We start from the raw sequence: 25252 nt of genomic DNA, 5'->3' as shown, positions 1-25252 counted from the left end.
CGTTCCGCCAATGACGATTCACCTTTTGAATACGGGGTCGGTTTATAGCCTTCATTCAGCAGTTTCGGTGCCATTTTGAGTTTCCCTTTGAGGGTCGATGAATTCTATCGAGCGCAAATCCTTGAGCAGCAACAGGGCCGACTTTGGCGGCTCAGTTGGCACCCATACGCCATCTGCCAAATCATATAGGCGCTCAATGTATATGTCGCCACGGTCTGGGGCCGACGATGCCAATGAGTTTGCGCCATAATATCCATAGATAATGGTGCCATCGCTATAAGTTACGATTACGAAGCGGTCGGTCGTGATGTCTCCAAAAGCGTAATCATAAGCGCGCATTGTTGGGTGGATGATCGGCATTGCGAGGCGAGTCAGGATAGGGGTGTTCCAACCTGCCCTTAGGACAAGGCCGGAAAGCAAGCCGAGCGCCGCAGGCAGCAACAACGTTTCCAGTTGAAAAGCGAAATGATCGCCAATGCGGAAAAGCCACGCCGCGAATGGATTTGTGATCACAGTTGGAACAGACCAACTTATGATCGCTGCTAGGGCTTGAAATACGAGTTGATTCAGCAGGCTGAGTATGATCGCTTCATAGATCACGTCACCGGGGGCAGGTTTCTCTCCAATAACATAGCGCGCGCGCACTGAGGCCAGGATGAAACCTGCAAGAAAAAATCTGGCGAAGAAATCAAAAGTCTCGGGCTTGAAAATATCCGGCATAGAGTCAGCTTTCCCCGCCCATCAGACGACGGGCAAGGGTTTCCACAATCGGGCGCGCTTCGGGTTCGGTCATGCCGGGGCGGAGCGCGGGGTTATAGAGGATACGCAGCATCATCTCATCCTGCGTGGTCAGCAGCGCGAATTCCTCATCATCGTTGAAGATCGAGGGGCGGGCCTTGGGGCTGTCGTTGGGCAGGCCAAGGCCTTGGGCGATTTCCTCGTGGATGCAGGACAGGCGCAACAGGTCGGGATGTTCGGCGCGGATCACCGCGAAGGCCCCGGTATAGACGCCCGACGAGCCCGCCGATTGCGCATAAACGATGCAATAGGTTGAGCGTTGCATGGCAGTGATGCCGCTGACATCGTTCGCGGTCAGGCTGGGCATGGCGGCGCGCAGCACGGGGCCAAGCGCTGCGCGTTCATCTTCCGACACGATATAGACCCAGAAGTTCGGGCGGTTGTCGTCCAGCCGGATCGGGTGGCCCGTCAGCCCCTGCAAGCGTTGCAGATAAGAGCCGACCCGCGCCGTATCGGTAGCCCGCGTCTGCTCGGACACGGAATCGCCAAAGCGCAGGCCCACGCGCACCGGCTGCTGCCAGCGGCGCAGGGCCGAAGTCGTTTGGCGTTGCACCGTGCTGGTGGCCGAGCGGTCGTATTCATCATAGAGCGCCACGCGGATGAAGTTATCCGCCAGCATCCGGTCGGTGTAGGGCGTGTCTGGCCCGCCGCCGTCGGTGCGCAAAAGCCCTTGGCCCAGCAAACCGCGCTGCACCTCGGCGTAATAGGCGCGCGCGGCGGCGCTGGCGGGGGTTTCGGGAGCGACGACGGGCGCAGGCTCTGCCATCACCACCGGGCGCGGCGCAGGTTTCACCTGCGGCAGCGGAGCCTCGGCACAGCCCATCAGCGCCAGCGCGGCCAACAGGCCGCCTGCGCGTTTTCGTCCCAAGGGCCGTGCCTGCACCATGATCAGACTGCGCTGCCGATGTTGGCACCGCTGGCGGTGTTGCGGGCGCGGGCCGACGCCAGCGTGTCGCGCAACTCGCCTTCCATCTTCACCAGTTCCACTTCGGCCGCGGCGCGGCGGGCCTTGCCTTCATCGGCAATCGCAAGGCTTTCCTCGATCGTGGCGACCAGCGTGGCATTGGCCTTTTGCACAGCCTCGATATCAAACACGCCACGCTCCATCTCGGTGCGCACGATCTTGTTGGCTTCTTGCAGATTGTTGGCGTTGGCGGTGAGCAATTCATTGGTCAGATCATTGGCATCCTTGATCGCCTCGGCGGCCTCTTTGCTGCGCTGGATCGTGACCGCCTGCGCAAGCTGGGTTTCCCACAGCGGCACGGTGTTCATCAGGGTGGAATTGATCTTGCCGACCAAGGACTTGTCGTTTTCCTGCACCAGCCGGATCGAGGGCAGCGATTGCATCGTCACCTGACGCGTCAGCTTCAGATCATAGACCCGGCGTTCCAGATCATCGCGGGCGGCGCGCAGATCGCGCAGTTCCTGCGCCTTCAGCATCTGATCGGCTTCGGGTGCCGCCTTTACCGCGGCCTCGCGGGCCGGAATGTCTTTTGCATCCAATTCTTTCAGCTTGGCCTCACCTGCGGCGATGTAGAGGCCGAGTTCGTTGTAAAACGTCAAGGTCTTGCCGTAGAGGATATCCAAGGATTTGATATCTTTCAGCAAAGTGGTTTCGTGCGTCAGCAGGTTTTCGGTGATCTTGTCGATCTGGGTCTGCACCTGTTCGTAGCGGGCGACAAATTCGGCCAAGGGGGCGGCGTGGCCGGTCAGCCATTCCCACCAGCTTTGCTTGCGGTTCACATCCAGCTCTTCACCGGAAAAGCCGCGAATGGTGGTGACGATTTCGCGCAAGGAATCCCCAGCCGGGCCAACATCCTTGTTCTTCACGCCCTGCAGCATTTCCTGGCTGATCACCTGCAATTCGGCCTGCGCGCCAGAGCCGAACGAGATGATCGACTGGGTGTTGGTCATATCCAGTTCCGCCATCCGTTTGCGGATATCCTCGGCCACCGGGGCAGGGGCGGTTTCCAGCGGCACAATCGCGGTGCCCGGTTCTGGCAGGATGACCGCCGTCACCTTTTCAACTTCGGCGAGGGAGGTGGCGGCAGCGGCGCGGATATCTTCGGTCATGGTTCTCACTCGTTCAAAAGCCCGGCAGCAGGGCGGATTGCGGAAAATCAGGTTTCCAGCTTCAAGCGATCACGCAGCACTTGGATTTCAACATCCAGATCGGTGTGATCGCCTTGCAGCAGGCTTTGAGTGCGGGCGGCAAAGGTGGTTTCCAACTCGCCCAGCAGGGTTTCATAATCGGCGCGGATTTTCGGATCGCGGCCCTGTGCATAGGCGTCGGCGAATTTCACCGTCGCGTCGCGCGCGCCCATGAGGTAAACCGACAGATACTTGCGCGCCGCCGTCAGATCACCCGGATCACTTTCGATCGAGCGGAACAGACCGCGCGCGACGCCGGAAAACTTTGCCACGCGGGCCTCTAGCCCGCTGTCGCGGGCACGCAGGATCGCGTCTTTCATGCTGGCGAGCAGGCCCTCGGCCTCGTCCACGGCACGGGCGACGCGTTCGACCTGAAAGCTGTCAACGCCCTCCATCCCCTTGTCGCGCATCGGGTCCAGCCCGAACGCGCCGACATGCAGGATGAGGCCAGCAAGGCCCAACAAGATCGCGTAAAGCGGCGGTTGCGCCACCAAGGCCCCCACGCAGAGGCCAACGCACATCAGCACCGCCCCGAACGCCTTGCGCGGGATGGCCGGACGCCGCGCCACTTTGCGCGCATCATAGGCGTCTTGCGCGACGGCCCCTTGCTGGGTCAGCCAAGCCGCAAGCAGCAGGATGCCGCAAGCCGCCAACCCCATGATCAGGCTGCGCGGCTCGCCCTTGAAGGCAAGTGCTGCGAACAGGAAGGGCGGCAGGAACAGCGCACGGGAACGGCCCACCGCCTTGGACCGCGCAGGCATCCCCGGCACAGGGGCGATGCCCGCTGCGCCTTCGGTTCTGGAATTCTGCGGCGAGTATTTGCCGCCAAACCGCTCTGCCATCCTCGCGCCCTCAGCCCTGCGCGCCGATGATGGCCACATAGACCATCAACGCCAGCAGCAGCATAAACGCGCCCGATTCCAAACCCTTGGCAGACATCACGCCTCCATGTCGCACAACGCGCACCCCTAGACTATAGGCACAGCCGCCCCGTCGTGCCAGAGGGCAAAAGCGGGGAATTGTAGCACTTATGCGCCGCGTTTTGGCCGCCCGCCTGCAGGCTTTGGCCCGGTGGTGGCGCCACGCGTTGCGGTGGGGCGTTTGGCAGGCGGTTTTGCAGGGCGGGGGGCGGCGGTTTCAGCCTTTTTCGCCGCCGTGCCAAAGCTGCGCGGCTTGTCAGTGGGCGCATCGGCCTTGGCGGCGGCGGTGCCAAATCGGCGCGGCTTGGTGGCCTCGCCCCAGGCGTCTGACAACTGCTTCAGCCCCTCGCCCGATTTCAAGCGTTTGCCGGATGCAGCACCCTCGGCCTTGCCGGTGGTGGTGCGGCTGGCAGGGCGGGGCGCGCGGGTGCGCTTGGGGGCGTCTTCATCAACTGTTGCCCCTTGGCCCAACTGATCGCGCAGCACCTTGCCCTTGACCTCTTCCACCTCGCCGGGTTGCAGATCGTTCAGGCGGAACGGGCCATAGCTGATGCGGATCAAGCGGTTCACGGTGAGGTTGATCGCGGCCATCGCGCGGCGGATTTCGCGGTTCTTGCCTTCGCGCAGGCCCACGGTCAGCCAGGCATTCGCGCCCTGAATCCGGTCAATCACCACGATCATCGGCTGAAACCGCTCGCCGTCCACCACGATACCTTTGCGCAGTGGCTCCAGATCCGGGTCCATCGGGTTGCCGTTCACCCGCACGCGATACTTGCGCAGCCAGCCGGTTGAGGGCAGTTCCAGCCGCCGCTTGAGCGCGCCGTCATTGGTCAGCAGCAGCAGGCCTTCCGAGTTCAAATCCAGCCGCCCCACCGACATCACGCGCGGCAGTTCCGGCGGCAGGTTGGCGAACACCGTGTCGCGGCCCTTCTCGTCGCTTTCCGAGGTCACAAGGCCGTCGGGTTTGTAATACAGCCACAGCCGCGCCTGTTCCGGCTCGCCAATCAGGGTGCCGCGCACGGTGATCTTGTCTTGCGCCGTCACATTCAGCGCGGGTGAGGTGATGACCTTGCCGTTGACCGAGACTTCGCCGAGTTCGATCATCCGCTCGGCCTCGCGGCGCGAGGCAACGCCTGCGCGCGACAAAACCTTGGCAATCCGGTCGCCTTCTGGCGTGCCCGCCGCAGGCTTGGCTGCCACGGCTGCCTTGCGCGGGGTTGCCTTGCCGTCGGTGCCTTCCAGCTTCGGACCGGCGACCTTCGCGATTTTCGGGGGATTTGTATTCTCGGCCATGTTCTTTTATCCTTCAACGGGCATTGCGCGCGATCATCGCGGGCGATGTGGCCAAACTAATCTCTCAACCGCCAAGCGGCAAGCGCCAAGGGGGCTGCGGTGTTCAAAACCTTCATGGACGCCGCCCTAGATCAGGCGCGGATGGCAGGCGCGCGGGGCGAGGTGCCGATTGGCGCGGTGGTGGTGAAGGATGGCGCGATCATCGCCGCTGCTGGCAACCGCACACGCGAATTGTCTGACCCCACCGCCCATGCCGAGGTACTGGCGATCCGCGCTGCTTGCCAGATTGCCGGGTCGGAACGGCTGCCCGGATACGATCTGTATGTGACGCTCGAGCCTTGCCCGATCTGCGCAGGCACCATCGCCGCCGCCCGCATCGCCCGGCTGTATTACGGTGCGGCAGACCCGAAATCGGGTGGCACGCTGCACGGCGCACGGGTGTTCAGCCATCCGCAATGCCACCACACCCCCGAAATCTACGACGGCATCAACGCCGCCGAGGCCGAAGCCCTGCTGAAAACCTTCTTCGCGGATCGGCGCTAACCCCATAAAATTTATCTAAAACGTTTCATCTGTCGTTAAATATCCCGGGGTCCGGGGCAGCGCCCCGGCGCTTGGCCAGCAGAAATCCGTTGTGACGCCACGGCAACACCGCCTCACCCATCGCGCCCGCCAAAGTATTCGCGTATTGCAAGCCCAAAAACCCGTGCCATAAGCACCGCACCACGCACAGGAAAGGGAGGCGTCAGATGTTCAATTTTGCAAGCGCTTCCGCTTCGTCTGTTGGCGTGCGATGCACTGGCCTATGGTATCGCGGCTAAGCCCGCTGCCTTTTGCGCCCCGCATCCCAAGCCCAAGGCTTGATCCTTCTCAGACCTGACAAGCCGCAGACCTGAGATCTTCCCACCGCACCAGCCGCCCGCGCATTTTTGGCGCCTTTGGCCCCACCTCAACATCAGCAAAGGACCAGTCCGCGTTGCGGCTGGAGATATGCACATGAACGCGACCCCGATTCCGAAATCTGCCCTGCTGCCGACCCTGCAACAACTGATCGCCGAGCATGGCCCGCTGGCCACCCTGCTGGCGCTGCTGAAGGCGCTGCGGCAACGTCCAGCAAAGCAAAGACGCGCGAAACCTCCGCCAGCGATGATGCTGTCGGATCATCTGCGGCGCGACATCGGCCTGCCCGATTTGCCCCCGCCGCGCAGCAAGCCGCACCTCTGATACCGCAGCCCAGCCGCCCCGGACTTGATCCGGGGCCTCCGGTTGCTGCCAAGAGGCCCCGGATCAAGTCCGGGGCGGCGGGGTGCATGTGGTGGCGTCAGCTTAACTCGTCTGGGCGGGCCAGTTCGAAGGGCGCGGTGATCACGGCATAATCCTTGTAACCCAGGCGGGCGACGGGCCGGACCAGCGCCAGATCAAACCGGCCATCGCGCAGATATTCGTCGCGGATATGCACGCCCACCACATCGCCCACCACCATCCAGTTCTCGCCCGTCAGTTCCAGCACATCCGCCACCCGGCACTCCAGCGTGGCGGGGGCCAGCGCCACCCTTGGGCAATCGATCTGCGCACACTCGGCCTTTTCCACCCCCGCCAGCGCAAATTCATCCACCCCGCGCGCCACGGTTTCGGAACTGGCATTCATCGCATCGATCATAGATTCGGCCACCACATTCACCGCGAACACCCCGGTGTCGCGCAGGTTGCGGATCGAATCCTTCAACCCGCCCGCAAACATCACCTGCATCGGCGCATCATTCACCGCGTTGAAGAACGAATAGGGTGCAAGATTATCCCCCAAAGGCCCGCGTGTGGAAATCCAGCCGATCGGGCGCGGCGCGACAATCGCCTTGAACGGGTTGAACGGCAGCCCGCCGTTGCGCGGGCTGTCCGCATTATTCGGGTTATAAAACATCAGCATCCCCTTCTGATTTGATCCCACACCTAGCCCATGCTACCCGCGTTTCCAGATGATTCTGGAAGGGCGGCGGCGTGTATCAGCTTGAAGAAGAAGTCGAGGCAGATTGGTGGGAAGTCGAGGCACTGTATGATCTGTGCTTCTCTCCGGGCCGCACTGCCTTGTCGTCTTACCGGCTGCGCGATGGTGTGCCGACGGTGGCGGCGCTGTGCCTGACGCTGCGCGATGAGGATGGCACTCTGGCGGCTGCGATCCGCTATTGGCCGGCTGAAATCGACGAGGGCGATGGCGAGGACGGCGAAGACGTGCTGCTGCTGGGTCCGATTGCCGTGCACCCCACCCGGCAGGGTGAGGGGTTGGGCGGGCTGTTGATGAACGAAAGCCTGTCCGAAGCCCGGCGTCTGGGCTGGGAGCGGGTTTTGCTGGTGGGTGATGCGCCCTATTACAACCGGTTCGGATTTCAAAAGCTGGAAGGCGTGGTGATGCCACCGCCCACCAACCCCGACCGCGTGCTGGGGCTGGAGTTGAAAAAGGGCGCTTGGGTGGGCATCAAGGGCCATGTGGTGAAGGCCAGCGGCGCAACCTTGCCGCAGGCCTGATCAGCGGCCTTGCCGAAGTGGGTCAAACGCCCCACATTGTTGGTATGACCCAGCTTCCCGCCGTGCGCGCGCCCGCAAATGATACCGAAATCGCCGAATTGGCCCGCGCCTACAAGCGTGCCAATGGCCCGCTGATGACGTTGGTCAACAAGATCGGTGGCGGGTTGGAAAAGCAGGCGGCGCTGCTCCCTGATGCCCTGCGCGGGCAGATCGAACAGGTGGTGATCCGGGCTTTGACGGCGGCGCATGGCGTGGCGGGGCTTGCCGATCAGGGGCCGCGGATGGGCGGGCGGGCCAGCACGTTGGCCGCGATGGCCACCGGGGCTGCGGGCGGGGCGGGTGGCTTGGTAACAGCGATTGCCGAATTGCCCGTGACCGTGACGCTGATGCTGCACACCATTCGGGCCGAAGCGATCCGTGCGGGCTTTGACCCATCCGAACCCGGCATCCGCGCGGCTTGTCTTGAGGTTTTTGCCGCAGGCACGCCGCTGGCGGGCGATGATGGCGTCAATGCTGCGTTCTTTTCGGCCCGCATGACGCTGACCGGCCCTGCGATCCAGAAGCTGATCGCCACTGTCGCGCCGAAACTTGCCGCCACCATGGGCCAGAAACTCGCCGCCCAAGCCGTGCCGGTGCTGGGGGCGGTGTCGGGGGCGGCACTGAATGCCGCGTTCCTGTCCTATTACCGCGAAATGGCGCGCATCCGCTTTGCCCTGATGCGGCTGGCCGAGACGCAGGGCGGTGAGGCCGTGGTTGCAGCCTTCGCCCGCGCGATAGAGCCGCCAAAGATCAGCAAGGTTTGAGATGGCGGGGCGTGGCGACATCGTGACGGGGGGCTGCCTCTGCGGACAGGTGCGGATCGCAGCGACGGGGCAACCCTACCGCGTTGGACTGTGCCATTGTCTTGATTGTCGCAAGCAGCACGGCGCGCTGTTCCACGCCAGCGCGATCTTCCCCGCCGCCGCTGTGAAGATCAGCGGTGAAACCCGCGCCTATGAGGGGAGAAATTTCTGCCCGACCTGTGGCAGCTCGGTGTTTTCCATTACGGATGATGAGGTTGAGGTGAACCTTGGCGCGCTTGATGCGCCCGATCAGTTCATTCCGACCTATGAGCTTTGGACCATCCGGCGTGAGACATGGCTGCCAGAGTTCGCCGTGAGGCACTACGAACGGGATCGCGATAACGACGCCCGGAGTGAACCCTAAGCAACGCCCCTTTCAGGCACGCAACCTGCCCGGAATCAAGGCGCGAATGCGCCGCCGGGCAGCGCCTGACCGCCCCCACGGGCAGGCGCTTCTGCGCTGTCTCGCCTAGAACCTCTGGGGGATTTGCTGAGGCATAAAGTGCCTAGAACTTCTGTGGCTCGCCCACCCGGCGGTCAGGCGATGCCCTGTGTGGTCGGTCCAAATCAGAGCTTATCGCAAAGCGGACCTCTCCTCACTCCCCCAAGCCATCCAGATACGCCGTCAGCGCAGGCCGCACGGTTTCGGCGCCGTCACTCCGGGCCTTGTCGATTACCCGGCGGGCTTCGGCCAGATCGACCCGGCGGAGCAGCGCTTTCACCGGGCCGATGGACGCGGGGCGCATCGACAGATTGCGCAGGCCGATGGCGGCGAAGGCCACGGCCTCCACGGGTCGCCCGGCGTCTTCGCCGCAGAAGGAAAGTTTTGTCCCGGTCGCAGCGCAGCGCGCCACGATGAATTGCAGGAAGGTCAGGAACGAGGCGTTCAGCGTGTCATAGCGTTTGCGCACCCGTTCATTCTCACGATCGGCAGCGAAGAAAAACTGTTTCAGATCATTGCCGCCGATCGAGATGAAATCGGCCATCTGGAAGAACGCATCCGGCGCGTAGGCAAGGCTTGGCATCTCGAGCATGGCGCCGACTTCCAGCGCCGAAGGCACGGCATGGCCCAGCGATTTCTCGCGGTGCAATTCGCGCAGCACATGGGCGCGGGCATCGACGAATTCGGCATGTTCCGACACGAACGGAAACATCACCGCCAAAGGCCGGCCCGCCGAAGCGCGGATCAGCGCCTGCAACTGCATCCGCAGCACGCCGGGTTTGTCCAAGCCCACACGGATCGCGCGCCAGCCCATCGCGGGGTTCGGCTCGTCCTGCGGCTTCATGTAGGGCAGCACCTTGTCCGAGCCGATGTCCAGCGTGCGGAACGCGACGGGGCGGCCTTTGGCGGCTTCGATCACGCGGGTATAAAGTGCGGCCAATTCCTCGCGCCGGGGCATGTAGTTGCGCACCAGAAACTGCAACTCGGTGCGGAACAGGCCAACGCCTTCGGCGCCAGAGCCCACCAGCGAGGGCAGATCTGCCATCAGGCCCGCATTCATCAAAAGACCAATGGTCACGCCATCTTTCGTCGTCGCAGGCAGATCGCGCAAAGACGCATAGCGCTGCATTGCCTGCGCCTGCATCGCGATCTTGTCGCGGAATGACCGGGCCACGGTATCTTCGGGGCGCAGATGCACGATGCCCTGATCGCCATCGACCAGGATCGCATCGCCGTTCAGCGCCTCGTTGGTGATGCGGTCGGCGTGGATCACCATCGGGATCATCAAGGCGCGCGCGACAATCGCCGCATGGCTGCCGACCGAGCCTTCTTCCAGCACCACGCCCTTCAGTTTGCGGCCATATTCCAGCAGTTCGGCGGGCCCGATGTTGCGGGCGATCAGCACCGGATTTTCCGGCATTTCTGCCCCGGTATCCTTGCCTTGCCCGGTGAGGATGCGCAGCAGGCGATTGGATAGGTCATCCAGATCTTGCAGGCGTTCGCGCAGATAGGCATCCGGCACTTGGCTAAGGCGCGAGCGTGCGGCGGATTGCTCTTTTTCCACCGCCGCTTCGGCAGACAGGCCCGAGGAAATGTCCTCCTCCATCCGGCGCAGCCAGCCGCGCGAATGGGCGAACATGCGGTAGGCTTCCAGCACCGCCTTTTGGTCTTTATCAAGGCTTTCGGCCGCCAGCAGATCATCCACCGACACCCGCAGCACGCCCACGGCTTCGCGGATGCGGTCGATCTCGGTCAACGGATCATCCGCCACCGGGTTGGTGACAACCACGCGCGGCTCGTGCAGCCAGACGCGGCCTTCGGATGCACCTTCCTGCCCGCTTGCACCCCGGAACAGCACCGGCTGCTTGTGCAAAGCGCCCATGCCGCCAACGCCTTCGCCCGAGAAAGCGCCCAGTTCGGTCATCTCGGCCAGCACCATGGCGACGACTTCCAACGCGTAGATGTCATCTTCGGAATAGGCGCGGGCCAGTTTCGACTGGACCACCAGCACGCCCAGCTTTTCGCCAACGCGCTGGATCGGCACGCCAAGGAAGGCCGAATACAATTCCTCGCCGGTTTCCGGCATGAAGCGGAAACCTTTTTCAGACGGCGCATCGGCGGTGTTCACCGGCAGGCCGGTGCGGGCCACACGGCCCACCAGACCCTCGCCCAGTTTCATCCGGGTTTGGTGCACAGCCGTTTTGCGCAGGCCTTCGGTTGCGCAAAGCTCCAGCGTTTCGGCATCGCGGAACAGATAGATCGAGCAGACTTCCGCGCCGATGGAATCCGCGATCAGATGGGTGATCTGGTCAAGCCGATCCTGCCCCTTCGCCTTGGTGCCCAGCACATCGCGCAGGCGGCGGAGAAGTTTGCGGCTGTCACTGTCAGTGCGCTCTGCGGGCATCGCTGTAATCCGATCACATCCAATCTGCTCTCTATAGGCGCGTTGTGTGACAAAAGTCAGTGGGCAAACCGACGTTGCAACAGAGTTTATCGCGCTTGTGCGCAGAAAACCCCCGATGCTGCGGGCTTTGCGGCAGATTTATGCGCAGGCGGCGCGATGCTCACAGCCATGTGACAACTGGTGATCGCAATGGGCAAAGGATCGCCACAGCTGCCACTCGACAGGCCACGCGACGCATGGCAGGAAACCGGCATGTCGATGTTGACCCGCCTTGTCTTGCTGCTGGCTGTGCTGGCATTGCTGCCGTTTGGCAGTTTTGCCGCCAAATTTGGCACGGTCCCGCATGTGGCGGCGGCGGTTGTCTCGGCGCAGTTGGATGATGATGCGGCGGTTGCGCCGGTTGCGGCGCAAAAGACCTTTGCCACCGTGCAAAGCCGCTGCAAGGGCACGGCTTTGCCGGGGTCGCCCTGTAACCCGGCGCTGGCGGTCTGGCCGGACGAGTTGACATTGGCATTCCATGCGCCCGCGACGCTGTTGCAGGCTGGGGCTTGGTGGGCCAGACCGGGGCAAACCCCAGCCCAGCCGCGCGACCCGCCCAAGCTGGCCTGAACGCCTGCTGCCGCATCGCGGCCCCGTTCTGCCCAATTCCCTGCCGATAAGGATACCCCATGTTCACCCGACGCGCCTTTATGGCTGCGGCCTCTGCCGCTTCGCTGTCCGCCTGTGCCGCCAAACCCCCAGCCGCTGCCGAACCGCCACCGCCGCCGCCGATGCCTGCCCGCTATGGTGCGATCTATACGGAACCGCATCCGGTGCCTGCTGTTCCCGATGGTGTGGTTGACGAACGGCTGTGGCGGCAAGAAGTTGAAAATCCGTTTCCGTTTGAAACAACCGGCACCATCATCGTTGACCCGGATGCGGCCTATCTGCATCTTGTCACATCGCCTGACCGCGCCTTGCGTTATGGCGTCAGCGTGGGGGCCGCAGGCTATGGCTGGAATGGCGATGCCAAGGTGCAGTTCCGCCGCAAATGGCCGGTGTGGAAAGCCCCGGATGAGATGATCGCCCGCCGCCCCGAGTTCGCGCCCTATTCGGTGGCCAATGGCGGTATGCCCGGCGGCCCCGGCAACCCGCTGGGTGCCCGCGCGCTGTATCTGTTTCAGGATGGCAAAGACACGCTCTACCGCATCCATGGCGCCTGCGAGCCGAAATATCTGGGCAAATCGGTGTCCTCGGGCTGCATCCGTATGCTGGACCAAGACGTGATCGACCTGCATGACCGGGTGCAGGACGGTGCCAAGGTGGTGGTGCTGCCCTCGGTGCAGCATCACACGTTTGAAGTGCCGTATTGATGCCAGATAGGCGGGCTTTGCGTCACGCAACTGTGCGCTTGCCGCTTTACAGGCAGCATTGCCCGCCTTGTGATAACCTGCGATCCTGAGGCCATGAACGATAGCCTTAACCTTTTGGGCCGCATCCTGATCGCCTTGCTGTTTCTCGGCGGTGCGGCGCAGAAGTTGGGCGACCCGGTGCCTGTCAGCGCGATGATTGCCTCGATCGGGTTGCCGGTTTGGTTGGTCTGGCCTGTTGCGGCCTTTAATCTGATCGCGGGCTTGGGGTTGATCTTTGGCCCCGGCGTTCGGGTCTGGGCGCTGGTGCTGGCGGGATATTGCGTGTTTACCAGCTATTTTCATTGGCAGTTGCGCGCCGACCCATGGCAGGTGACGATCATGGTGAAAAACTGGTCGATTGCAGGGGGCTTGCTGATCTTGGCCAGCACCGGGCCGGGGCGGTTTGTCTGGTGGGGCAGGGGTTAGCGACGAAGGTCTTTGATCAGGGCAGGCCATTCAGCCAGGAAGGCGTCGCGCGTCATGTTCCCCGGCGAGCCCTCGCTGCGTTCGCGGGCCTGTGTCAGGCGCACGAACACCACGTTGTCGCCCGTGTGAATACCCCAGCCCACGAACCAGCCCCAGCCGCGGGCATAGTCAAAGCTGCCATCGTTCTTGCGCGGATAGGCGGTGCCGGTTTTGCCGCAGACTGTCCAATCTGCAACCGGCGTGCATTCCACAATCGCGCGCGCTTGTGCCATCGCGGCGGGGCTTGCGGGCAAGGCATCGGTAGCCAACGCGCGCAGAAACGCCGCCTGTTCGCGCGGTGAGATTTGCAATGACGAGGCGATCCAGGCCCGTTTCAGCCCGTTGTCCTTGCCGGTATCGCCGTGGAAGTCGGCATTGCCATAACCAAATGCCTGCGCATAGCGGGTCAGCTTGTCTGCCCCCACCGCCTGCGTGATCCGCTGGGAATACCACACCACCGAATAGCGCATCCAATCGGTCGGGTTGGTGTCGCGCATCCAGTTGGCACCGCCCCATTTCGGATCGCCGGTCTGATAGGGCAGCACAGGCTGCGTCGCAGACGTCAGAAATCCCGCGTCATAGCCTATCACCGCCAGCGCAATCTTGAAGGTCGAGGCTGGCGTGACACGGGTGGCGCAGTCGCCTTCTTCGCGTAAAACCGTGCCGGTTTCGGTCGACAGGATCAGGGTGCAGATGGTCTGCGGCGCTGCAGTCGCGACCAAGGGCGCGGCCAGCAGCATACCCAAAGCCAGCAAGGTGGCCATAATTCTGCGTATGTCAGCCCCCGATGGCAAATCTTGCCAAATCCTTAACGGAAAATATCAACATACTGATAATAAGCACAGATTTAAATGGTCCCAACGCGGGGCCAACGAAAAACGCCGGAAAGCCCAAGGCTCTCCGGCGTGATTTTCGCAGGCAGATCGAAAGCGTCAGGCCTTCTCCAGCTCAAACGCGTCGTGCAGTGCCTGCACGGCCAGTTCCATGTATTTGCGGTCGATCAGCACCGAGATCTTGATCTCGGAGGTGGCGATGACCTTGATGTTGACGTTCTCTTTCGACAGCGCCTTGAACATGGTGGCGGCAACGCCTGCATGGCTGCGCATACCGATGCCAACCACCGAAATCTTGGCAACGTCGCTGTCGACCACGATGCCATCATAGGTGATCGTGCCCGCAGCCACGGCGTCTTCCATCGCCTTTTGCGCGCGGGCGACCTGATTGGTCGGGCAGGAGAAGGTCATATCGGTGGTGGCACCCTTGACGCTGCCAACCTCAACCTCTGAGATGTTCTGCACGATCATGTCGACGTTTACGCCTGCCTCGGCCAAAGGACCAAAGATGGCGGCGGCGATACCGGGGCGGTCTTCGACCCGCACCAGCGTCACCTTGGCTTCATCCCGGCTGTAGGCCACGCCAGAAACTACTTTCGATTCCATGATCTCATCCTCGTCGCAGACCAGCGTTCCAGAATTTTCATCGGTATCCTCAAACGAGGACAACACCCGCAGCCGCACCTTGTAGCGCATCGCCAGTTCGACCGAGCGGGTTTGCAGCACCTTGGCACCCAGCGATGCCAGTTCCAGCATTTCCTCGAACGCGATCTTGTCCAGCTTGCGGGCTTTGTTGGTGATGCGGGGGTCGGTGGTGTAGACGCCATCGACATCGGTGTAGATGTCGCAGCGTTCGGCCCCAAAGGCGGCGGCAAAGGCCACGGCGGTGGTGTCAGACCCACCCCGGCCCAGCGTTGTGACCCGGCCTTCGGCGGACACGCCTTGGAAGCCTGCCACCACGGCCACCTTGAAACCTTCGGCAAATTTCGCGTCGATGTTGTCGCGCGGGATGTTGACAAAACGGGCGCTGGAATGGGCGGATGTGGTGTTGATCGGCACTTGCCAACCCTGCCACGACCGCGCCGCAATGCCCATTTCCTGCAAACGCAGCGCCATCAGACCGGCGGTCACGTTCTCACCACTCGACACCACCGCGTCATATTCGCGGGCGTCATAGAGTTTGGAGGTGCCCTCGACAAAGCCGACCATCTTGTTGGTTTCGCCCGACATCGCCGAGACGATGACGATCACGTCATAGCCACGCGCGACCTCGGCCTGCACCTTTTTCGCGGCATTTTCGATCCGCGCGAGGTCGGCCACCGAAGTGCCGCCAAATTTCATCACCAGAAGCGGCATGATACGCCTTTTCCTGCCATTCAAATCGCGGGCTTCATAACAGAAGCGCCCGCGAGGGCAAGGCCAGCGATGAGGGGGCTTACCCGAACCCGGCCAGCAAATCGGTCAACCCAATGGCGTTGCGTGAATAGAATGCCAGATCGGTTGTGCCGTCGCCGTTGAAATCGAAGGCGTAGAGCCACACGGACATCGCGTTATAGCTGCCAATGCTCGCGCCGATCAGCGGCACGCCGGGGCCTGTGGCCAGCGCTGCGGCGTGCAGATCCAGAACGTCGCCCGCCTCAAAATCGTCCAGATAGTCGATGCCGCCATCGCTGATCAGATCGAACACGAAACGATCCGCGCCTGCGCCGCCATGCAGTTCGTCGCAATCCGCGCCGCCTGCCAATGTGTCGTTGCCGCCGCCACCATCCAGCGTGTCATTGCCCGCGCCGCCGAGGATTGACTCGGCGTTGGCCATGCCCGTCAGACGGTTGGTGCCCGCATTGCCCTCTAGTCGTTGCACGGTGCCGCCGCCGGTCAGATCCAGCGCGGCGGTGCCCAGCAGGCGCAGCACTTCAATGTTTTGGCCGTAATCCGCGCCTGCGCTGGCATCGAGCGTTACGCTGTCGGTTTCGACCACGTCAAAGCCCTGATTGGCCGTTTCGTGGACGTGATCAAGTGTTGGATCGTAAAGGAAATAACGATCATCGCCGGTGCCGCCATAAAGCTCTACCCGGGTGAAGGCGGTCAGCGCCAACAGCACGTCGTTGCCCGCGCCGCCATAGAGGCTTTCGCCGTCCATGCCGCCCGAGGTTAGTGTGTTCTGGCCGCTGTTGCCGATCAACTGCACCACCTGACCACCGCCGGACAGATCAAGGTGCTGCGTGCCTTGCAGTTGCAAGACCTCGACTTCGGCGTAGTCGCCGCCGCTGAGCGCGATCACCGACGAACGCACGGTGTCATAGCCTTCGCCGGACAGTTCGATCACCCGATCAGCAGCGCTGTCGATCAGATAGATGTCGTTGCCTGCACCGCCGCTAAGGTGGTCGTCGCCGCCATCGCCCACCAGCATATCGTTGCCGCCACCGCCGTCGAGCGTATCATCCTCGGTTCCGCCATACAGCGCATCGTCCCCATCGCCGCCCGCAAGGCTGTCGCGATCGCTGCCGCCATAAAGCCGGTCGTTGCCTGCCTCGCCGCTTAGGGTGTCAAACCCGTTCAGCCCGATCAGGGAATCGTCGCCCACTCCGCCAAACAGGCGGTCGTCGTCAAGATTGCCGTTCAGGGTATCGTTGCCAGTGCCACCATAGAGCCAATCGGCATCACCGCCCGAGTCGAGATAGTCATTCCCGGCCTCGCCCCACAGACTGTCCGCACCCGTGCCGCCATAGAGCCGATCATCGCTGCCAAGGGTCGAGGCAGAAGCCCTGTCGCCGTAGAGTTTATCTGCGCCGTCGCCGCCATAAAGTGTATCGGCACCAAGCCCGCCCGTGATGCGGTTGGCCGCAGCATTGCCGGTGATGGTGTTGGCAAGATCCGATCCGGTGACGTCGAATTTGCTGCTGCCCTGCAAGATCAGGGTTTCCACATTCTGCATCGGCACCATGCTGACGCTTTGTATGCCCAAAGCCGCCGCCCGCAGCAGGTAGGTCGCGGTGATAAAGACGCGGTCGGTGCCGCCATTCGCCACGTCTATCACGCGGGCATCGGTGTGGTTCAACTGGTAGCTGTCATCGCCCATCCCGCCCGACAGCGTTTCCGCAAGACTATAGGCCGCGGCTTGGGCTGCACTTAGGCCGGTTGGGTATTTTGCCGAGATCAACGTATCGTTGTCATCCCCACCTGCCAGCACGCTGCGGATGGCCAGGGTTTCACCGGATGGCGCGGCGTTGAAAAAGATTGCCCAGTTTGATGGGCCCTGCCAGCCGGTTAAGGTATCATCGCCGGATGCGCCGTTCAGTGTGGTGATATAGGTGCGGATTGCGCCAGTCGCGATCAATTCGCCTGCGAGAAACCTCTGCCGCACCGTCATCGCATCAGCGCCGATGCCGCCTGTTGCCACGCGTGTGATGCTGGGATCGGCCAAGCCGGGTTCCTTCAATGACGCTGTCTCAATTCCGGGTATCAACTCATACGCAAAAACTGTCGCGCGACGGGATGCCAGAACGGGCAGGCCATTGCAGATCAATCGGGGGCACTATGTCAGAAAATGCAAATCGGTGCAATTTAGTGTGAATTTATCACATCCGGCGCAGCAAACCGGAATTTGCATAAATTCCGGCCCGAATTCTGGTGCAGAATTCGGTTACAGCGCGCGCCAGCCGATGTCAGAGCGGCAGAAGCCTTCGGGCCAATGCAAAAGATCAATCATCGCATAGGCGCGGTTGCGAGCATCGGCCAGAGTATCGCCGCGCGCGGTGATGTTCAGCACCCGGCCACCGTTGGCAACGATCTGCCCGTCTTTTGTCGCGGTGCCCGCATGGAACGTCATATGACGGCTGTCCTCGGGCATCCGCTCCAGCCCTTCGATGACCGAGCCCTTTTGATAAGCCCCCGGATAGCCTTTGGCGGCCATCACCACGGTAATCGCGTGATCATCCGCCCAATTCACCTGCGCTTTGTCCAAGCGCCCCTCGGCACAGGCCAGCAGCAGATCCAGCGCCTGCGCCCCCAGCCGCATCATCAGCACCTGCGTTTCCGGGTCACCAAAGCGAGCGTTGTATTCCACCAGCCGCCCCTGACCGTTCTTGATCATCAGGCCGGCGTAAAGCACCCCCTGATAGGGCGCGCCGCGCCGCGCCATCTCGGCAATCGTCGGCAAGACGATCTCATTCATCGCGCGCTGGGCAATCGCATCGGTCAGCACCGGGGCAGGCGAGTATGCGCCCATGCCGCCGGTGTTCGGCCCGGTATCGCCATCCCCCACCCGCTTGTGATCTTGCGCCGTGCCGATCGGCAAGGCATGAACGCCGTCAGTCAGGATGAAGAAACTGGCCTCCTCGCCGGTCATGAACTCCTCGATCACCACTTCCGCGCCAGCCGCGCCAAATTCACCGCCGAACATGTCGTCGATGGCAGCCAAAGCCTCGGCCTCGGTCATGGCCACTATCACGCCCTTGCCTGCGGCCAATCCATCGGCCTTGACGACAATGGGCGCACCTTGCGCGCGGATGTAGTCCTTTGCCGCAGCGGCTTCGGTAAAGCGCGCATAAGCCGCCGTCGGCGCACCACAAGCGTCGCAGATTTCCTTGGTGAAGGCCTTCGATGCCTCTAACCGCGCCGCCTGCGCGCTTGGCCCAAAGGTCAGGAAACCTGCCGCACGCGTCGCATCCGCCACCCCGGCGGCGAGCGGCGCCTCTGGCCCGACGATCACGAAATCAATCGCATTGGCCTCGCAAAACGCCACAACTGCCGCGCTGTCCAGAATGTCAAACGCTGCACATTCCGCCAGTTGCGCGATCCCCGCATTGCCGGGGGCGACGATCAGCCGATCCGTCTTGGGGTTCTGCTTCACCGCCCAAGCCAAAGCATGTTCGCGCCCGCCCGAGCCGAGAATAAGGATGTTCATGGCGCGCTCCTGCTTGGCTTGTGGATGCAGGCTTCATAGGATGGTGATGACGATTGAACAAGTGCTGCGACGTGCGAGGTGGCAATGCGCAACGATAAACTGTGGCAGGACATCAAGGCTGCACGAAGCGCCCTTGCCACCGCCGACATGACCCTTGAGCGGGCAGTTTCCAAGAGTCTACGCAGAACATTCGAACTCGACCCAGACAAGTGCATCTTATTGATGCTAGAATACAGAAGGTTTCGATATCTGCACCACATTGCCGAAGGCCCACTCATGCCTTCTCCCCTTATCGCGTTTATTCAAACGCGCGACACACCCAACTCCATCGCGTTCGCGGAGATCAAGCGTTGGTGGGGTGGTGCGGCAAGGCGGGTCAATACCAGCTTATCGTCTTTCGTCCACGAGCCAGCCTATCAGCGCACGCTGGAACTGTATCAACAAGAGTTTGCCGCTACACCACCATACGAAATTTGGCCGACTCACGTGCAGGTTCAACGCAAAAAAACGGGCCTTTCTCGCGTGCGGTCTGGGTCTCACGATGGGCATAATGGGTCAATGGGTGCAGTCAGGTATCGTAGCTACATTAGGCTTTGTTTTGTTTGTTATCGCGTTTGCTTACCTTATTTTCTTTGATCGCCATTGGGCTGAACCGCCGGGCGATGGCTAAAGAGGTATCTGCGAGCGCTTTTCGCGGATCAGTTTTTATGTCAAACCTTTTGAATGAGCGATCTATTCGAAGACACCCCCGCGCCCTCCAACTCGCCCGAATTCACCGTCTCGGAACTCTCCGGTGCGGTGAAAAAGGTCATCGAGGGCGAATTCGGCCTTGTCCGCGTGCGTGGCGAGGTGGGCCGGGTCAGCCGCCCCGCCTCAGGTCATCTCTACTTCGCGCTGAAGGATGATCGCGCCTCCCTCGATGCTGTGTCGTGGAAGGGCCAGGTCGCCAAGATGCAGGTCCGCCCCGAGGAAGGCATGGAGGTGATCGCCACCGGGCGGATGACCACCTTCCCCGGCCAGTCGAAATATCAACTGATCGTCGATGATGTCGCCCCCGCAGGCGCAGGCGCGCTGATGGCGATGGTGGAAAAACGCAAAGCAGCATTGGGGGCCGAGGGCCTGTTCGACCCCGCCCGCAAAAAGCCGATCCCCTATCTGCCGCAGGTGATTGGCGTGGTCACGTCGCCCTCGGGTGCAGTGATCCGCGACATCCTGCACCGCCTGCGCGACCGCTTTCCGCGCCATGTGCTGATCTGGCCCGTCGCCGTGCAGGGCCAGAACTGCGCTGCCGAAGTCAGCGCCGCTATCAAGGGTTTCAACGCGTTGCAACCCGGCGGAGCAATCCCGCGCCCCGATCTGATCATCGTTGCGCGCGGTGGAGGCTCTCTGGAAGACCTCTGGGGCTTCAACGAGGAAATCGTCGTCCGTGCCGCAGCCAGCAGCCAGATCCCGCTGATCTCGGCTGTGGGGCATGAAACCGACACGACGCTGATCGATTATGCCGCTGATCTGCGCGCGCCGACCCCTACCGCTGCCGCCGAACTGGCGGTGCCAGTGCGGCTGGACCTGCTGGCAACGCTGGCCGACCTTGCGGCCCGCCAATCGCGGGGTGCTGCGCAAACCCTGCAACGCCGCGACCAACGCCTGCGCGATCTGGCGCGCGCCTTGCCCCGGCTGGAAAGCCTGCTCGCCACACCGCGCCAAAGGCTTGATACCGCAGGCCAACGCCTTGGCGGTGCGCTGGGCATGGCGGCAGCGAAGAAACGCGGCGCCTATGCCACCGTGGCCTCACGCCTGCGCCCCGAAGCGCTGTTGACCCTCGTCGCCCGTCGCCGTGAAGCGCTGGCCGCCGCCGATCTGCGCCTGAGCGACCGCACCCTGCGCGTAGCCGAACGCAAACACGCGAACTTCGACAAATGGGCCTCGCGCCTGCCCGCAGCCTTGACGCGCCTGATCGCCGATGCCAGCCGCAACACCGCCGACGGCCGCACCAAACTCGCCGCCCTCGATGCCCGCCTGCAAGCCGCCCCCACCCATCGCCTGCGCAGCCTCGCGCAACGGCTCGAGGCGCTGGACCGCACCCGCACCACATTGGGCTACACCGAAACCCTGCAACGCGGCTACGCGGTGGTGCGCGGCGATGGCGATGTCGTCACCAGCAAAGCCGCAGCAGAAAAGGCGCAAACGCTGGAGATCGAATTCGCCGATGGCCGCCTGACCCTTGGCGCGCGTCCTGCCAAAAAGCCCAAACCCACCGGCCCCACCCAAGGCAGCCTGTTCTAAGAGGATCTGGCTTCATCTTGGTCTAAATACTCCCGCCGGAGGCATCCGACATCTGCCAAAGGAGCCTCCGGCGGGAGTATTTAGACCAAGATGAAATACCGCATCCGCGCAATCCTGCCATCACAGGCTCTATCCCCGGCAGCGCCGCCGCGTGGTGGCTCGATGCCACCCAAGGCGGCACCAGGTTCAGATCAAACGCCGACCTGTGGTCCCATGCAACTCATCGGGCCTGCCGACTGCGCGACCTCTGACAAATCTGCGCCACCGCCTGCGCCCATGAATTCGGCCTTCATGCCACCTGCAGCCATGAAGAACAGCCAGCATTGTGGATCGTTCGGGTCTTCATAGACAAAGCAGATTTGCGGGCCTTGTTCATACCAGTAGCCTTCCCGACACTCATCCTCGGTAAAGGCCCAGACCACTTTGCGCCCCGGCTTGTACTGCTCGGTGCCATAGACCGCCCCGCCGCTGGCATAGGTCAGGGTTTTGCCAGTAACATAGGCCTCAAATGCGGCACCCGTCATAGGGGTGGTGGGCGGCGCAATCGGTGCTGGTTCTTCCGCCCACAGCGGGGCTGCAATTGCCATCATGGCAAGGCTGAGTCTGTAGCGCATCTGGTATCCCCCGTCGTTTGATCCTGCCTCGCAGCGGCGCATAATGCCAGTGACAGCTTTGTGTTCGCCTAAAGCCAGGGCTTCAGATGCGGACGGATCGCGCGCTTCCACAACGGCGGGCACAAAGCGATCATGCAGGCGGCCGGCAGCGGCCAAGGCAGCATCGGCGCCTCTTCCCGCCCAGGCAGGCTCAGGGCAGGGTAGGGCCGCGCCGGATGCGCATGGTGATCGGAATGGCGCGGCGCATTCAGCATGAACGCCGATGAGAACCAATGCGGCGCGTTCCAACTGTGCCGGACCGACACCGGCTCCAGCCGACCATCGGCGCGCACCGCCCGCACCAGCCCGTAATGCTGTACGTAATCCGACAGCATCAACTGGCATTGCGCATGCACCGCCAGCGCGCCCCAGACCAGCGCTCCCCAAACCCCGGCAATCGCAAAGCCAAGGCCCAGACAGACCAGCGCCATGCCGATGTAAATGGCATAGGGATGCAGCCCCGTTTTGCCTTTTGCCCGCAACGCATCCTCTGCCGCCCAACCACGCCTGAAACTGCCGCCCCAGGCCCGGAGCAGAAAGGCATAATACCCTTCACCCGAGCGCGCCGTGTTCGGGTCTTGCGCACTGGCCGCATGGCGGTGATGCACCAGCCGGTGCGCCGAGGTGTGATGACCAAACAGCAGCCAGCAATAGACCAGCGCCCCCAGCCGGAACAAACCCCGGCTTGGCCTGTGGATCAACTCATGCGCCGCCGGATTGGCAACCTGACCCAACCACAGCCCCGTGCCTGCAAACACCGCCAGCTGCCCGCCAACAGAAAGCCCAGACGCACCCGCTACTGCCCAAACCGCCACCGGCATCAGCCCCAACGCGCCCAGCGCCACCGCAACCAGCAGTGCATCGGCGGCCGGAAACTCGGCCCCCTCCGCTGCATCGCCCTGAAACCAGCCGCTGATCTGATCAAGGCAAGCGGCAAACCCGGTCATATAGACCAGCCCCGCCACCGCCCACCAACCACCGCAAACCACGCCTGCGCCAAACAGCGCCAAGGGCAGCAGCGAGGCCAGCGCGAACAGCGCCATCGGCAGAGGACGTGAGGTTACGGCTTGCATGAGCGCCAAAATAGCAGAGCGTGATCAGATCACCAGAGCGATGACGCGCCAAAGGTCTACACCATGCTGAACATGTTTGCTCTGTTGGCCTTGCAGTCTTCCGTCGCTAGCTTGGCGGTGGCTGTTTATGACTGATCGCTCGATCTCGACAGCCATCTAGGTTTTATGCTTGGGCCCGCCTACTGGCTGGGCCAGGCGTTGATCCTGATGGGGGCCAGCGTCTATTGGATGCACCCCAAAGGCTGAACCCTTTCAAATCCGCCGCGAATTGACTAGGTGAAGGGAACGCGACTCCAACCCCGAGGCCCCATGTCGTTCTTCAAGAAGCTGAAAGACCGGATGTTCCGCTCCTCCGACAAGATCGGTGAGGGGTTGGAGGCTTTGGTGGCCGAGCCCGAAACCAGCATCGCGCCAGAGCCCGAGGCGAAACCCGGCCTGATCTCCCGCCTGATTGGCCGCAGCGATGAGCCGCGCCGCTTGGTCGATGATGCGATGCTGGAAAGCCTTGAGGAGCTGCTGATCACAGCCGACATGGGCGTCGAGACTGCCACCCGCGTCACCGCCAATATCGCCGAGGGCCGCTTTGGCAAGCGCATCTCGACCAGCGAGTTGCGCGCGGCGCTTGCGGCCGAAATCGCCCGCATCATGGAACCCGTGGCGCGCCCCTTGCCGCTTTATCCGCAAAAGCCGCAGGTTGTGCTGGTGGTGGGGGTGAACGGTTCGGGCAAGACTACCACGATCGGCAAACTCGCCTCGCAGTTCAAAGCTGCCGGGAAATCCGTAGTGATTGCCGCAGGCGACACCTTTCGCGCGGCGGCGGTGGAACAGTTGCAGGTCTGGGGCACCCGCGCCGGTGTGCCGGTGCTGACTGCCCCCGAAGGCTCTGACCCGGCCAGCCTCGCCTTTGATGCGCTGACCCGTGCTCAGGCCGACGGTGCCGACCTTCTGCTGATCGACACCGCAGGCCGTTTGCAAAACCGTCAGGATCTGATGGAGGAACTCTCCAAAATCGTCCGCGTCATCCGCAAGAAAGACTCGACAGCCCCGCACAACACCCTGTTGGTGCTGGATGCCACCACCGGGCAGAACGCCCTCGCGCAGGTCGAGATCTTCCGCAAGATCGCCGATGTGTCTGGCCTTGTGATGACGAAACTCGACGGCACCGCCAAGGGCGGCGTGCTGGTGGCTTTGGCCGATAAGTTCGGCCTGCCGATCCATGCCATCGGCGTGGGCGAGCAGATCGACGATCTTGCGCCCTTCGATCCCGAAGATTTCGCCAAGGCACTGGTCGGCCAACCCGACTAGCCCTTCATCTTGGGTTAAATACTCCGGGGTCCGGGGCTGGCCCCGGCTGCCCGCCCCAAGCGCAGCGTGAACAATGTCAAACTGGCTCGTCTCCATCGCAGGCACCCCCACTGGCCAGCACCTCGCCTTGGCCTTGGCGCTGCTGGCCGCCGTCTTGCACGCGCTGTTCGGGGCCCTGCAAAAGGGCAAGCACGACCCATGGCTGTCGCGCGCGGTGATTGATTTGACCTATGGCGCCATCGCCGCCCCCTTTGCGCTGTTCGTCGTGCCATGGCCGGAACCGCATATGTGGGCGATCTTTGCAGGCGCCTTCGTGATCCACGCCATCTACAAACTGCTGCAAGCGATGACCTATGATCGTGGCGCTTATACTGTGGTCTATCCCGTGGTGCGCGGCACCGGGCCGCTGTTCACTGTGATCGGCGCGGGTCTGGTGTTTGGCGAGCATTACCACCCCCTGCAATGGTTCGGCGTTTGCCTGCTGGTCGCGGGCATCCTTGGCCTTGCCGCCTACAACCTGCGCCATCTGACCGAGAACCGCGCCACATTGGTGCCCGCGCTGGGCTTTGCCGCCGCCACCGGCGCGATGGTCGCCGCCTACACCACCTATGACGCCTGGGGCATCCGCGCCACCGCCGATCCGTTCACCTTCCTTGCGTGGTTCTTCATGCTGGACGGCATCTTCATCCCCGCCCTGATGGCACGCCGCCTTACCGCCCTGACACGCACCCAAGCCATCCCCCTGTTCAAACGCGGATTGATCGGCGCTTTCGTCGCCTATTTCTCGTTCGGCTCGATCATGATCGCCACAAGGCTGGACCGTGTCGGCGAGGCGGCTGTGCTGCGCGAGACCTCGACCGTGTTTGCGGCCCTGATCGGCTGGCTTGTGCTGGGCGAGAAGGTGGGGCTTGTCCGCACTGGCCTGATGGCGCTGATTGCGCTAGGAGCAGTCGTGATGGAATGGGCGGGGTAA

The 25252-nt window shown here is 62.6% G+C and carries 25 protein-coding genes; 12 read left to right on the top strand and 13 right to left on the bottom strand.

The window, feature by feature from the left end; genetic code table 11:
• Nucleotides 1–51: 51 nt before the first annotated feature.
• The 5 genes from ACFOGH_RS16570 to ACFOGH_RS16550 form a co-directional block, all read right to left on the bottom strand.
• Nucleotides 52–720: a DUF6338 family protein gene (locus ACFOGH_RS16570; RefSeq protein WP_380074271.1), complete on the bottom strand. Its 669-nt coding sequence runs from the start codon at nt 718–720 to the stop codon at nt 52–54.
• Between the two features lie 4 nt (nt 721–724).
• On the bottom strand, nt 725–1684 hold the full coding sequence (locus ACFOGH_RS16565) for a DUF2927 domain-containing protein (RefSeq protein ID WP_380074270.1): 960 nt from the start codon (nt 1682–1684) through the stop codon (nt 725–727).
• 2 nt (nt 1685–1686) lie between these two features.
• Nucleotides 1687–2871: a toxic anion resistance protein gene (locus tag ACFOGH_RS16560; protein ID WP_380074269.1), complete on the bottom strand. Its 1185-nt coding sequence runs from the start codon at nt 2869–2871 to the stop codon at nt 1687–1689.
• Nucleotides 2872–2918: 47 nt separating this feature from the next.
• Nucleotides 2919–3791, bottom strand: a complete 873-nt coding sequence (locus ACFOGH_RS16555) for a 5-bromo-4-chloroindolyl phosphate hydrolysis family protein (RefSeq protein WP_380074268.1) — start codon at nt 3789–3791, stop codon at nt 2919–2921.
• 186 nt (nt 3792–3977) lie between these two features.
• Nucleotides 3978–5162 (bottom strand): pseudouridine synthase, encoded by a 1185-nt coding sequence (locus tag ACFOGH_RS16550; RefSeq protein ID WP_380074267.1) that lies wholly within the window; start codon nt 5160–5162, stop codon nt 3978–3980.
• 114 nt (nt 5163–5276) lie between these two features.
• Here ACFOGH_RS16550 and ACFOGH_RS16545 point away from each other — a divergent pair, with 114 nt between their 5' ends.
• Both ACFOGH_RS16545 and ACFOGH_RS16540 read left to right on the top strand, forming a co-directional pair.
• Nucleotides 5277–5705: a nucleoside deaminase gene (locus tag ACFOGH_RS16545; RefSeq protein WP_380074893.1), complete on the top strand. Its 429-nt coding sequence runs from the start codon at nt 5277–5279 to the stop codon at nt 5703–5705.
• Between the two features lie 453 nt (nt 5706–6158).
• Nucleotides 6159–6386 carry a hypothetical protein gene (locus ACFOGH_RS16540; protein ID WP_380074266.1) on the top strand — a complete coding sequence of 76 codons (228 nt, stop codon included), beginning with the start codon at nt 6159–6161 and terminating at the stop codon, nt 6384–6386.
• A gap of 97 nt (nt 6387–6483) precedes the next feature.
• Here ACFOGH_RS16540 and ACFOGH_RS16535 read toward each other — a convergent pair whose 3' ends face one another.
• A complete protein-coding gene (locus tag ACFOGH_RS16535; RefSeq protein WP_380074265.1) occupies nt 6484–7080 on the bottom strand; it encodes a flavin reductase family protein in 597 nt (198 codons plus the stop codon).
• A 77-nt stretch (nt 7081–7157) separates the two neighbouring features.
• Between ACFOGH_RS16535 and ACFOGH_RS16530 the strand changes: the two genes are divergently transcribed.
• The 3 genes from ACFOGH_RS16530 to ACFOGH_RS16520 are packed head-to-tail and all read left to right on the top strand — an operon-like array spanning nt 7158 to nt 8888.
• Entirely contained in the window at nt 7158–7682 is a 525-nt protein-coding gene (locus tag ACFOGH_RS16530) for a GNAT family N-acetyltransferase (protein ID WP_380074264.1), read from the top strand.
• Between the two features lie 44 nt (nt 7683–7726).
• Nucleotides 7727–8485 (top strand): EcsC family protein, encoded by a 759-nt coding sequence (locus tag ACFOGH_RS16525; protein WP_380074263.1) that lies wholly within the window; start codon nt 7727–7729, stop codon nt 8483–8485.
• A gap of 1 nt (nt 8486) precedes the next feature.
• The gene (locus tag ACFOGH_RS16520) at nt 8487–8888 is read left to right on the top strand and encodes a GFA family protein (protein WP_380074262.1); all 402 of its coding nucleotides are present in this window, start codon (nt 8487–8489) and stop codon (nt 8886–8888) included.
• A gap of 232 nt (nt 8889–9120) precedes the next feature.
• Here ACFOGH_RS16520 and ptsP read toward each other — a convergent pair whose 3' ends face one another.
• Complete coding sequence (gene ptsP, locus ACFOGH_RS16515) at nt 9121–11370, bottom strand: phosphoenolpyruvate--protein phosphotransferase (RefSeq protein ID WP_380074261.1); 2250 nt, start codon at nt 11368–11370, stop codon at nt 9121–9123.
• A gap of 252 nt (nt 11371–11622) precedes the next feature.
• On the opposite strand from ptsP, the gene ACFOGH_RS16510 reads away from it, so the two are divergent.
• From ACFOGH_RS16510 to ACFOGH_RS16500, 3 genes are all read left to right on the top strand, one after another.
• Nucleotides 11623–11979, top strand: coding sequence for a hypothetical protein (locus ACFOGH_RS16510; protein ID WP_380074260.1), 357 nt, complete (start codon nt 11623–11625; stop codon nt 11977–11979).
• Nucleotides 11980–12038: 59 nt separating this feature from the next.
• Nucleotides 12039–12722 carry a L,D-transpeptidase gene (locus ACFOGH_RS16505; RefSeq protein ID WP_380074259.1) on the top strand — a complete coding sequence of 228 codons (684 nt, stop codon included), beginning with the start codon at nt 12039–12041 and terminating at the stop codon, nt 12720–12722.
• 93 nt (nt 12723–12815) lie between these two features.
• Nucleotides 12816–13187, top strand: a complete 372-nt coding sequence (locus ACFOGH_RS16500; RefSeq protein WP_380074258.1) for a DoxX family protein — start codon at nt 12816–12818, stop codon at nt 13185–13187.
• Here ACFOGH_RS16500 and blaOXA read toward each other — a convergent pair.
• The 4 genes from blaOXA to purD all read right to left on the bottom strand — a co-directional run bounded on the left by blaOXA (nt 13184) and on the right by purD (nt 18965).
• Nucleotides 13184–13990 (bottom strand): class D beta-lactamase, encoded by an 807-nt coding sequence (blaOXA, locus tag ACFOGH_RS16495; RefSeq protein ID WP_380074257.1) that lies wholly within the window; start codon nt 13988–13990, stop codon nt 13184–13186. The two genes, ACFOGH_RS16500 and blaOXA, sit on opposite strands and share 4 nt — an antisense overlap.
• A 168-nt stretch (nt 13991–14158) precedes the next feature.
• Complete coding sequence (locus ACFOGH_RS16490; protein ID WP_380074256.1) at nt 14159–15415, bottom strand: aspartate kinase; 1257 nt, start codon at nt 15413–15415, stop codon at nt 14159–14161.
• A 79-nt stretch (nt 15416–15494) separates the two neighbouring features.
• The gene (locus tag ACFOGH_RS16485) at nt 15495–17483 is read right to left on the bottom strand and encodes a calcium-binding protein (protein ID WP_380074255.1); all 1989 of its coding nucleotides are present in this window, start codon (nt 17481–17483) and stop codon (nt 15495–15497) included.
• 219 nt (nt 17484–17702) lie between these two features.
• Complete coding sequence (purD, locus tag ACFOGH_RS16480; protein WP_380074254.1) at nt 17703–18965, bottom strand: phosphoribosylamine--glycine ligase; 1263 nt, start codon at nt 18963–18965, stop codon at nt 17703–17705.
• 84 nt (nt 18966–19049) lie between these two features.
• Here purD and ACFOGH_RS16475 point away from each other — a divergent pair, with 84 nt between their 5' ends.
• The gene (locus ACFOGH_RS16475) at nt 19050–19601 is read left to right on the top strand and encodes a hypothetical protein (RefSeq protein WP_380074253.1); all 552 of its coding nucleotides are present in this window, start codon (nt 19050–19052) and stop codon (nt 19599–19601) included.
• 87 nt (nt 19602–19688) lie between these two features.
• Nucleotides 19689–21248, top strand: a complete 1560-nt coding sequence (gene xseA / locus ACFOGH_RS16470) for an exodeoxyribonuclease VII large subunit (protein WP_380074252.1) — start codon at nt 19689–19691, stop codon at nt 21246–21248.
• A gap of 191 nt (nt 21249–21439) precedes the next feature.
• Here xseA and ACFOGH_RS16465 read toward each other — a convergent pair whose 3' ends face one another.
• Together ACFOGH_RS16465 and ACFOGH_RS16460 are read right to left on the bottom strand one after the other, a co-directional pair.
• Nucleotides 21440–21862: a hypothetical protein gene (locus tag ACFOGH_RS16465; RefSeq protein WP_380074251.1), complete on the bottom strand. Its 423-nt coding sequence runs from the start codon at nt 21860–21862 to the stop codon at nt 21440–21442.
• 68 nt (nt 21863–21930) lie between these two features.
• Complete coding sequence (locus ACFOGH_RS16460; protein WP_380074250.1) at nt 21931–22974, bottom strand: alkane 1-monooxygenase; 1044 nt, start codon at nt 22972–22974, stop codon at nt 21931–21933.
• A 309-nt stretch (nt 22975–23283) separates the two neighbouring features.
• Here ACFOGH_RS16460 and ftsY point away from each other — a divergent pair, with 309 nt between their 5' ends.
• Both ftsY and ACFOGH_RS16450 read left to right on the top strand, forming a co-directional pair.
• Nucleotides 23284–24279: a signal recognition particle-docking protein FtsY gene (gene ftsY / locus ACFOGH_RS16455; protein WP_380074249.1), complete on the top strand. Its 996-nt coding sequence runs from the start codon at nt 23284–23286 to the stop codon at nt 24277–24279.
• 73 nt (nt 24280–24352) lie between these two features.
• On the top strand, nt 24353–25252 hold the full coding sequence (locus ACFOGH_RS16450; RefSeq protein WP_380074248.1) for an EamA family transporter: 900 nt from the start codon (nt 24353–24355) through the stop codon (nt 25250–25252).

The organism is Cypionkella sinensis (genome assembly GCF_042646385.1).
GTDB lineage: Bacteria > Pseudomonadota > Alphaproteobacteria > Rhodobacterales > Rhodobacteraceae > Cypionkella > Cypionkella sinensis.
Note: the sequence above shows the minus strand (reverse complement) of the source record. Positions and strands in the feature narration are given on the sequence as shown.

Coding starts and splice junctions, on each gene's coding strand:
- ACFOGH_RS16505 (WP_380074259.1), top strand. CDS start 12,039: ATGTTCACCCGACGCGCCTTTATGGCTGCGGCCTCTGCCGCTTCGCTG.
- blaOXA (WP_380074257.1), bottom strand. CDS start 13,990: ATGGCCACCTTGCTGGCTTTGGGTATGCTGCTGGCCGCGCCCTTGGTC.
- ACFOGH_RS16500 (WP_380074258.1), top strand. CDS start 12,816: ATGAACGATAGCCTTAACCTTTTGGGCCGCATCCTGATCGCCTTGCTG.
- ACFOGH_RS16535 (WP_380074265.1), bottom strand. CDS start 7,080: ATGTTTTATAACCCGAATAATGCGGACAGCCCGCGCAACGGCGGGCTG.
- ftsY (WP_380074249.1), top strand. CDS start 23,284: ATGTCGTTCTTCAAGAAGCTGAAAGACCGGATGTTCCGCTCCTCCGAC.
- ACFOGH_RS16490 (WP_380074256.1), bottom strand. CDS start 15,415: ATGCCGCTTCTGGTGATGAAATTTGGCGGCACTTCGGTGGCCGACCTC.
- ACFOGH_RS16520 (WP_380074262.1), top strand. CDS start 8,487: ATGGCGGGGCGTGGCGACATCGTGACGGGGGGCTGCCTCTGCGGACAG.
- ACFOGH_RS16460 (WP_380074250.1), bottom strand. CDS start 22,974: ATGCAAGCCGTAACCTCACGTCCTCTGCCGATGGCGCTGTTCGCGCTG.
- ACFOGH_RS16555 (WP_380074268.1), bottom strand. CDS start 3,791: ATGGCAGAGCGGTTTGGCGGCAAATACTCGCCGCAGAATTCCAGAACC.
- xseA (WP_380074252.1), top strand. CDS start 19,689: ATGAGCGATCTATTCGAAGACACCCCCGCGCCCTCCAACTCGCCCGAA.
- ACFOGH_RS16525 (WP_380074263.1), top strand. CDS start 7,727: ATGACCCAGCTTCCCGCCGTGCGCGCGCCCGCAAATGATACCGAAATC.
- ACFOGH_RS16550 (WP_380074267.1), bottom strand. CDS start 5,162: ATGGCCGAGAATACAAATCCCCCGAAAATCGCGAAGGTCGCCGGTCCG.
- ptsP (WP_380074261.1), bottom strand. CDS start 11,370: ATGCCCGCAGAGCGCACTGACAGTGACAGCCGCAAACTTCTCCGCCGC.
- ACFOGH_RS16570 (WP_380074271.1), bottom strand. CDS start 720: ATGCCGGATATTTTCAAGCCCGAGACTTTTGATTTCTTCGCCAGATTT.
- ACFOGH_RS16545 (WP_380074893.1), top strand. CDS start 5,277: ATGGACGCCGCCCTAGATCAGGCGCGGATGGCAGGCGCGCGGGGCGAG.
- ACFOGH_RS16450 (WP_380074248.1), top strand. CDS start 24,353: ATGTCAAACTGGCTCGTCTCCATCGCAGGCACCCCCACTGGCCAGCAC.
- ACFOGH_RS16510 (WP_380074260.1), top strand. CDS start 11,623: ATGTCGATGTTGACCCGCCTTGTCTTGCTGCTGGCTGTGCTGGCATTG.
- ACFOGH_RS16475 (WP_380074253.1), top strand. CDS start 19,050: ATGCGCAACGATAAACTGTGGCAGGACATCAAGGCTGCACGAAGCGCC.
- ACFOGH_RS16465 (WP_380074251.1), bottom strand. CDS start 21,862: ATGCGCTACAGACTCAGCCTTGCCATGATGGCAATTGCAGCCCCGCTG.
- ACFOGH_RS16565 (WP_380074270.1), bottom strand. CDS start 1,684: ATGGTGCAGGCACGGCCCTTGGGACGAAAACGCGCAGGCGGCCTGTTG.
- ACFOGH_RS16540 (WP_380074266.1), top strand. CDS start 6,159: ATGAACGCGACCCCGATTCCGAAATCTGCCCTGCTGCCGACCCTGCAA.
- purD (WP_380074254.1), bottom strand. CDS start 18,965: ATGAACATCCTTATTCTCGGCTCGGGCGGGCGCGAACATGCTTTGGCT.
- ACFOGH_RS16560 (WP_380074269.1), bottom strand. CDS start 2,871: ATGACCGAAGATATCCGCGCCGCTGCCGCCACCTCCCTCGCCGAAGTT.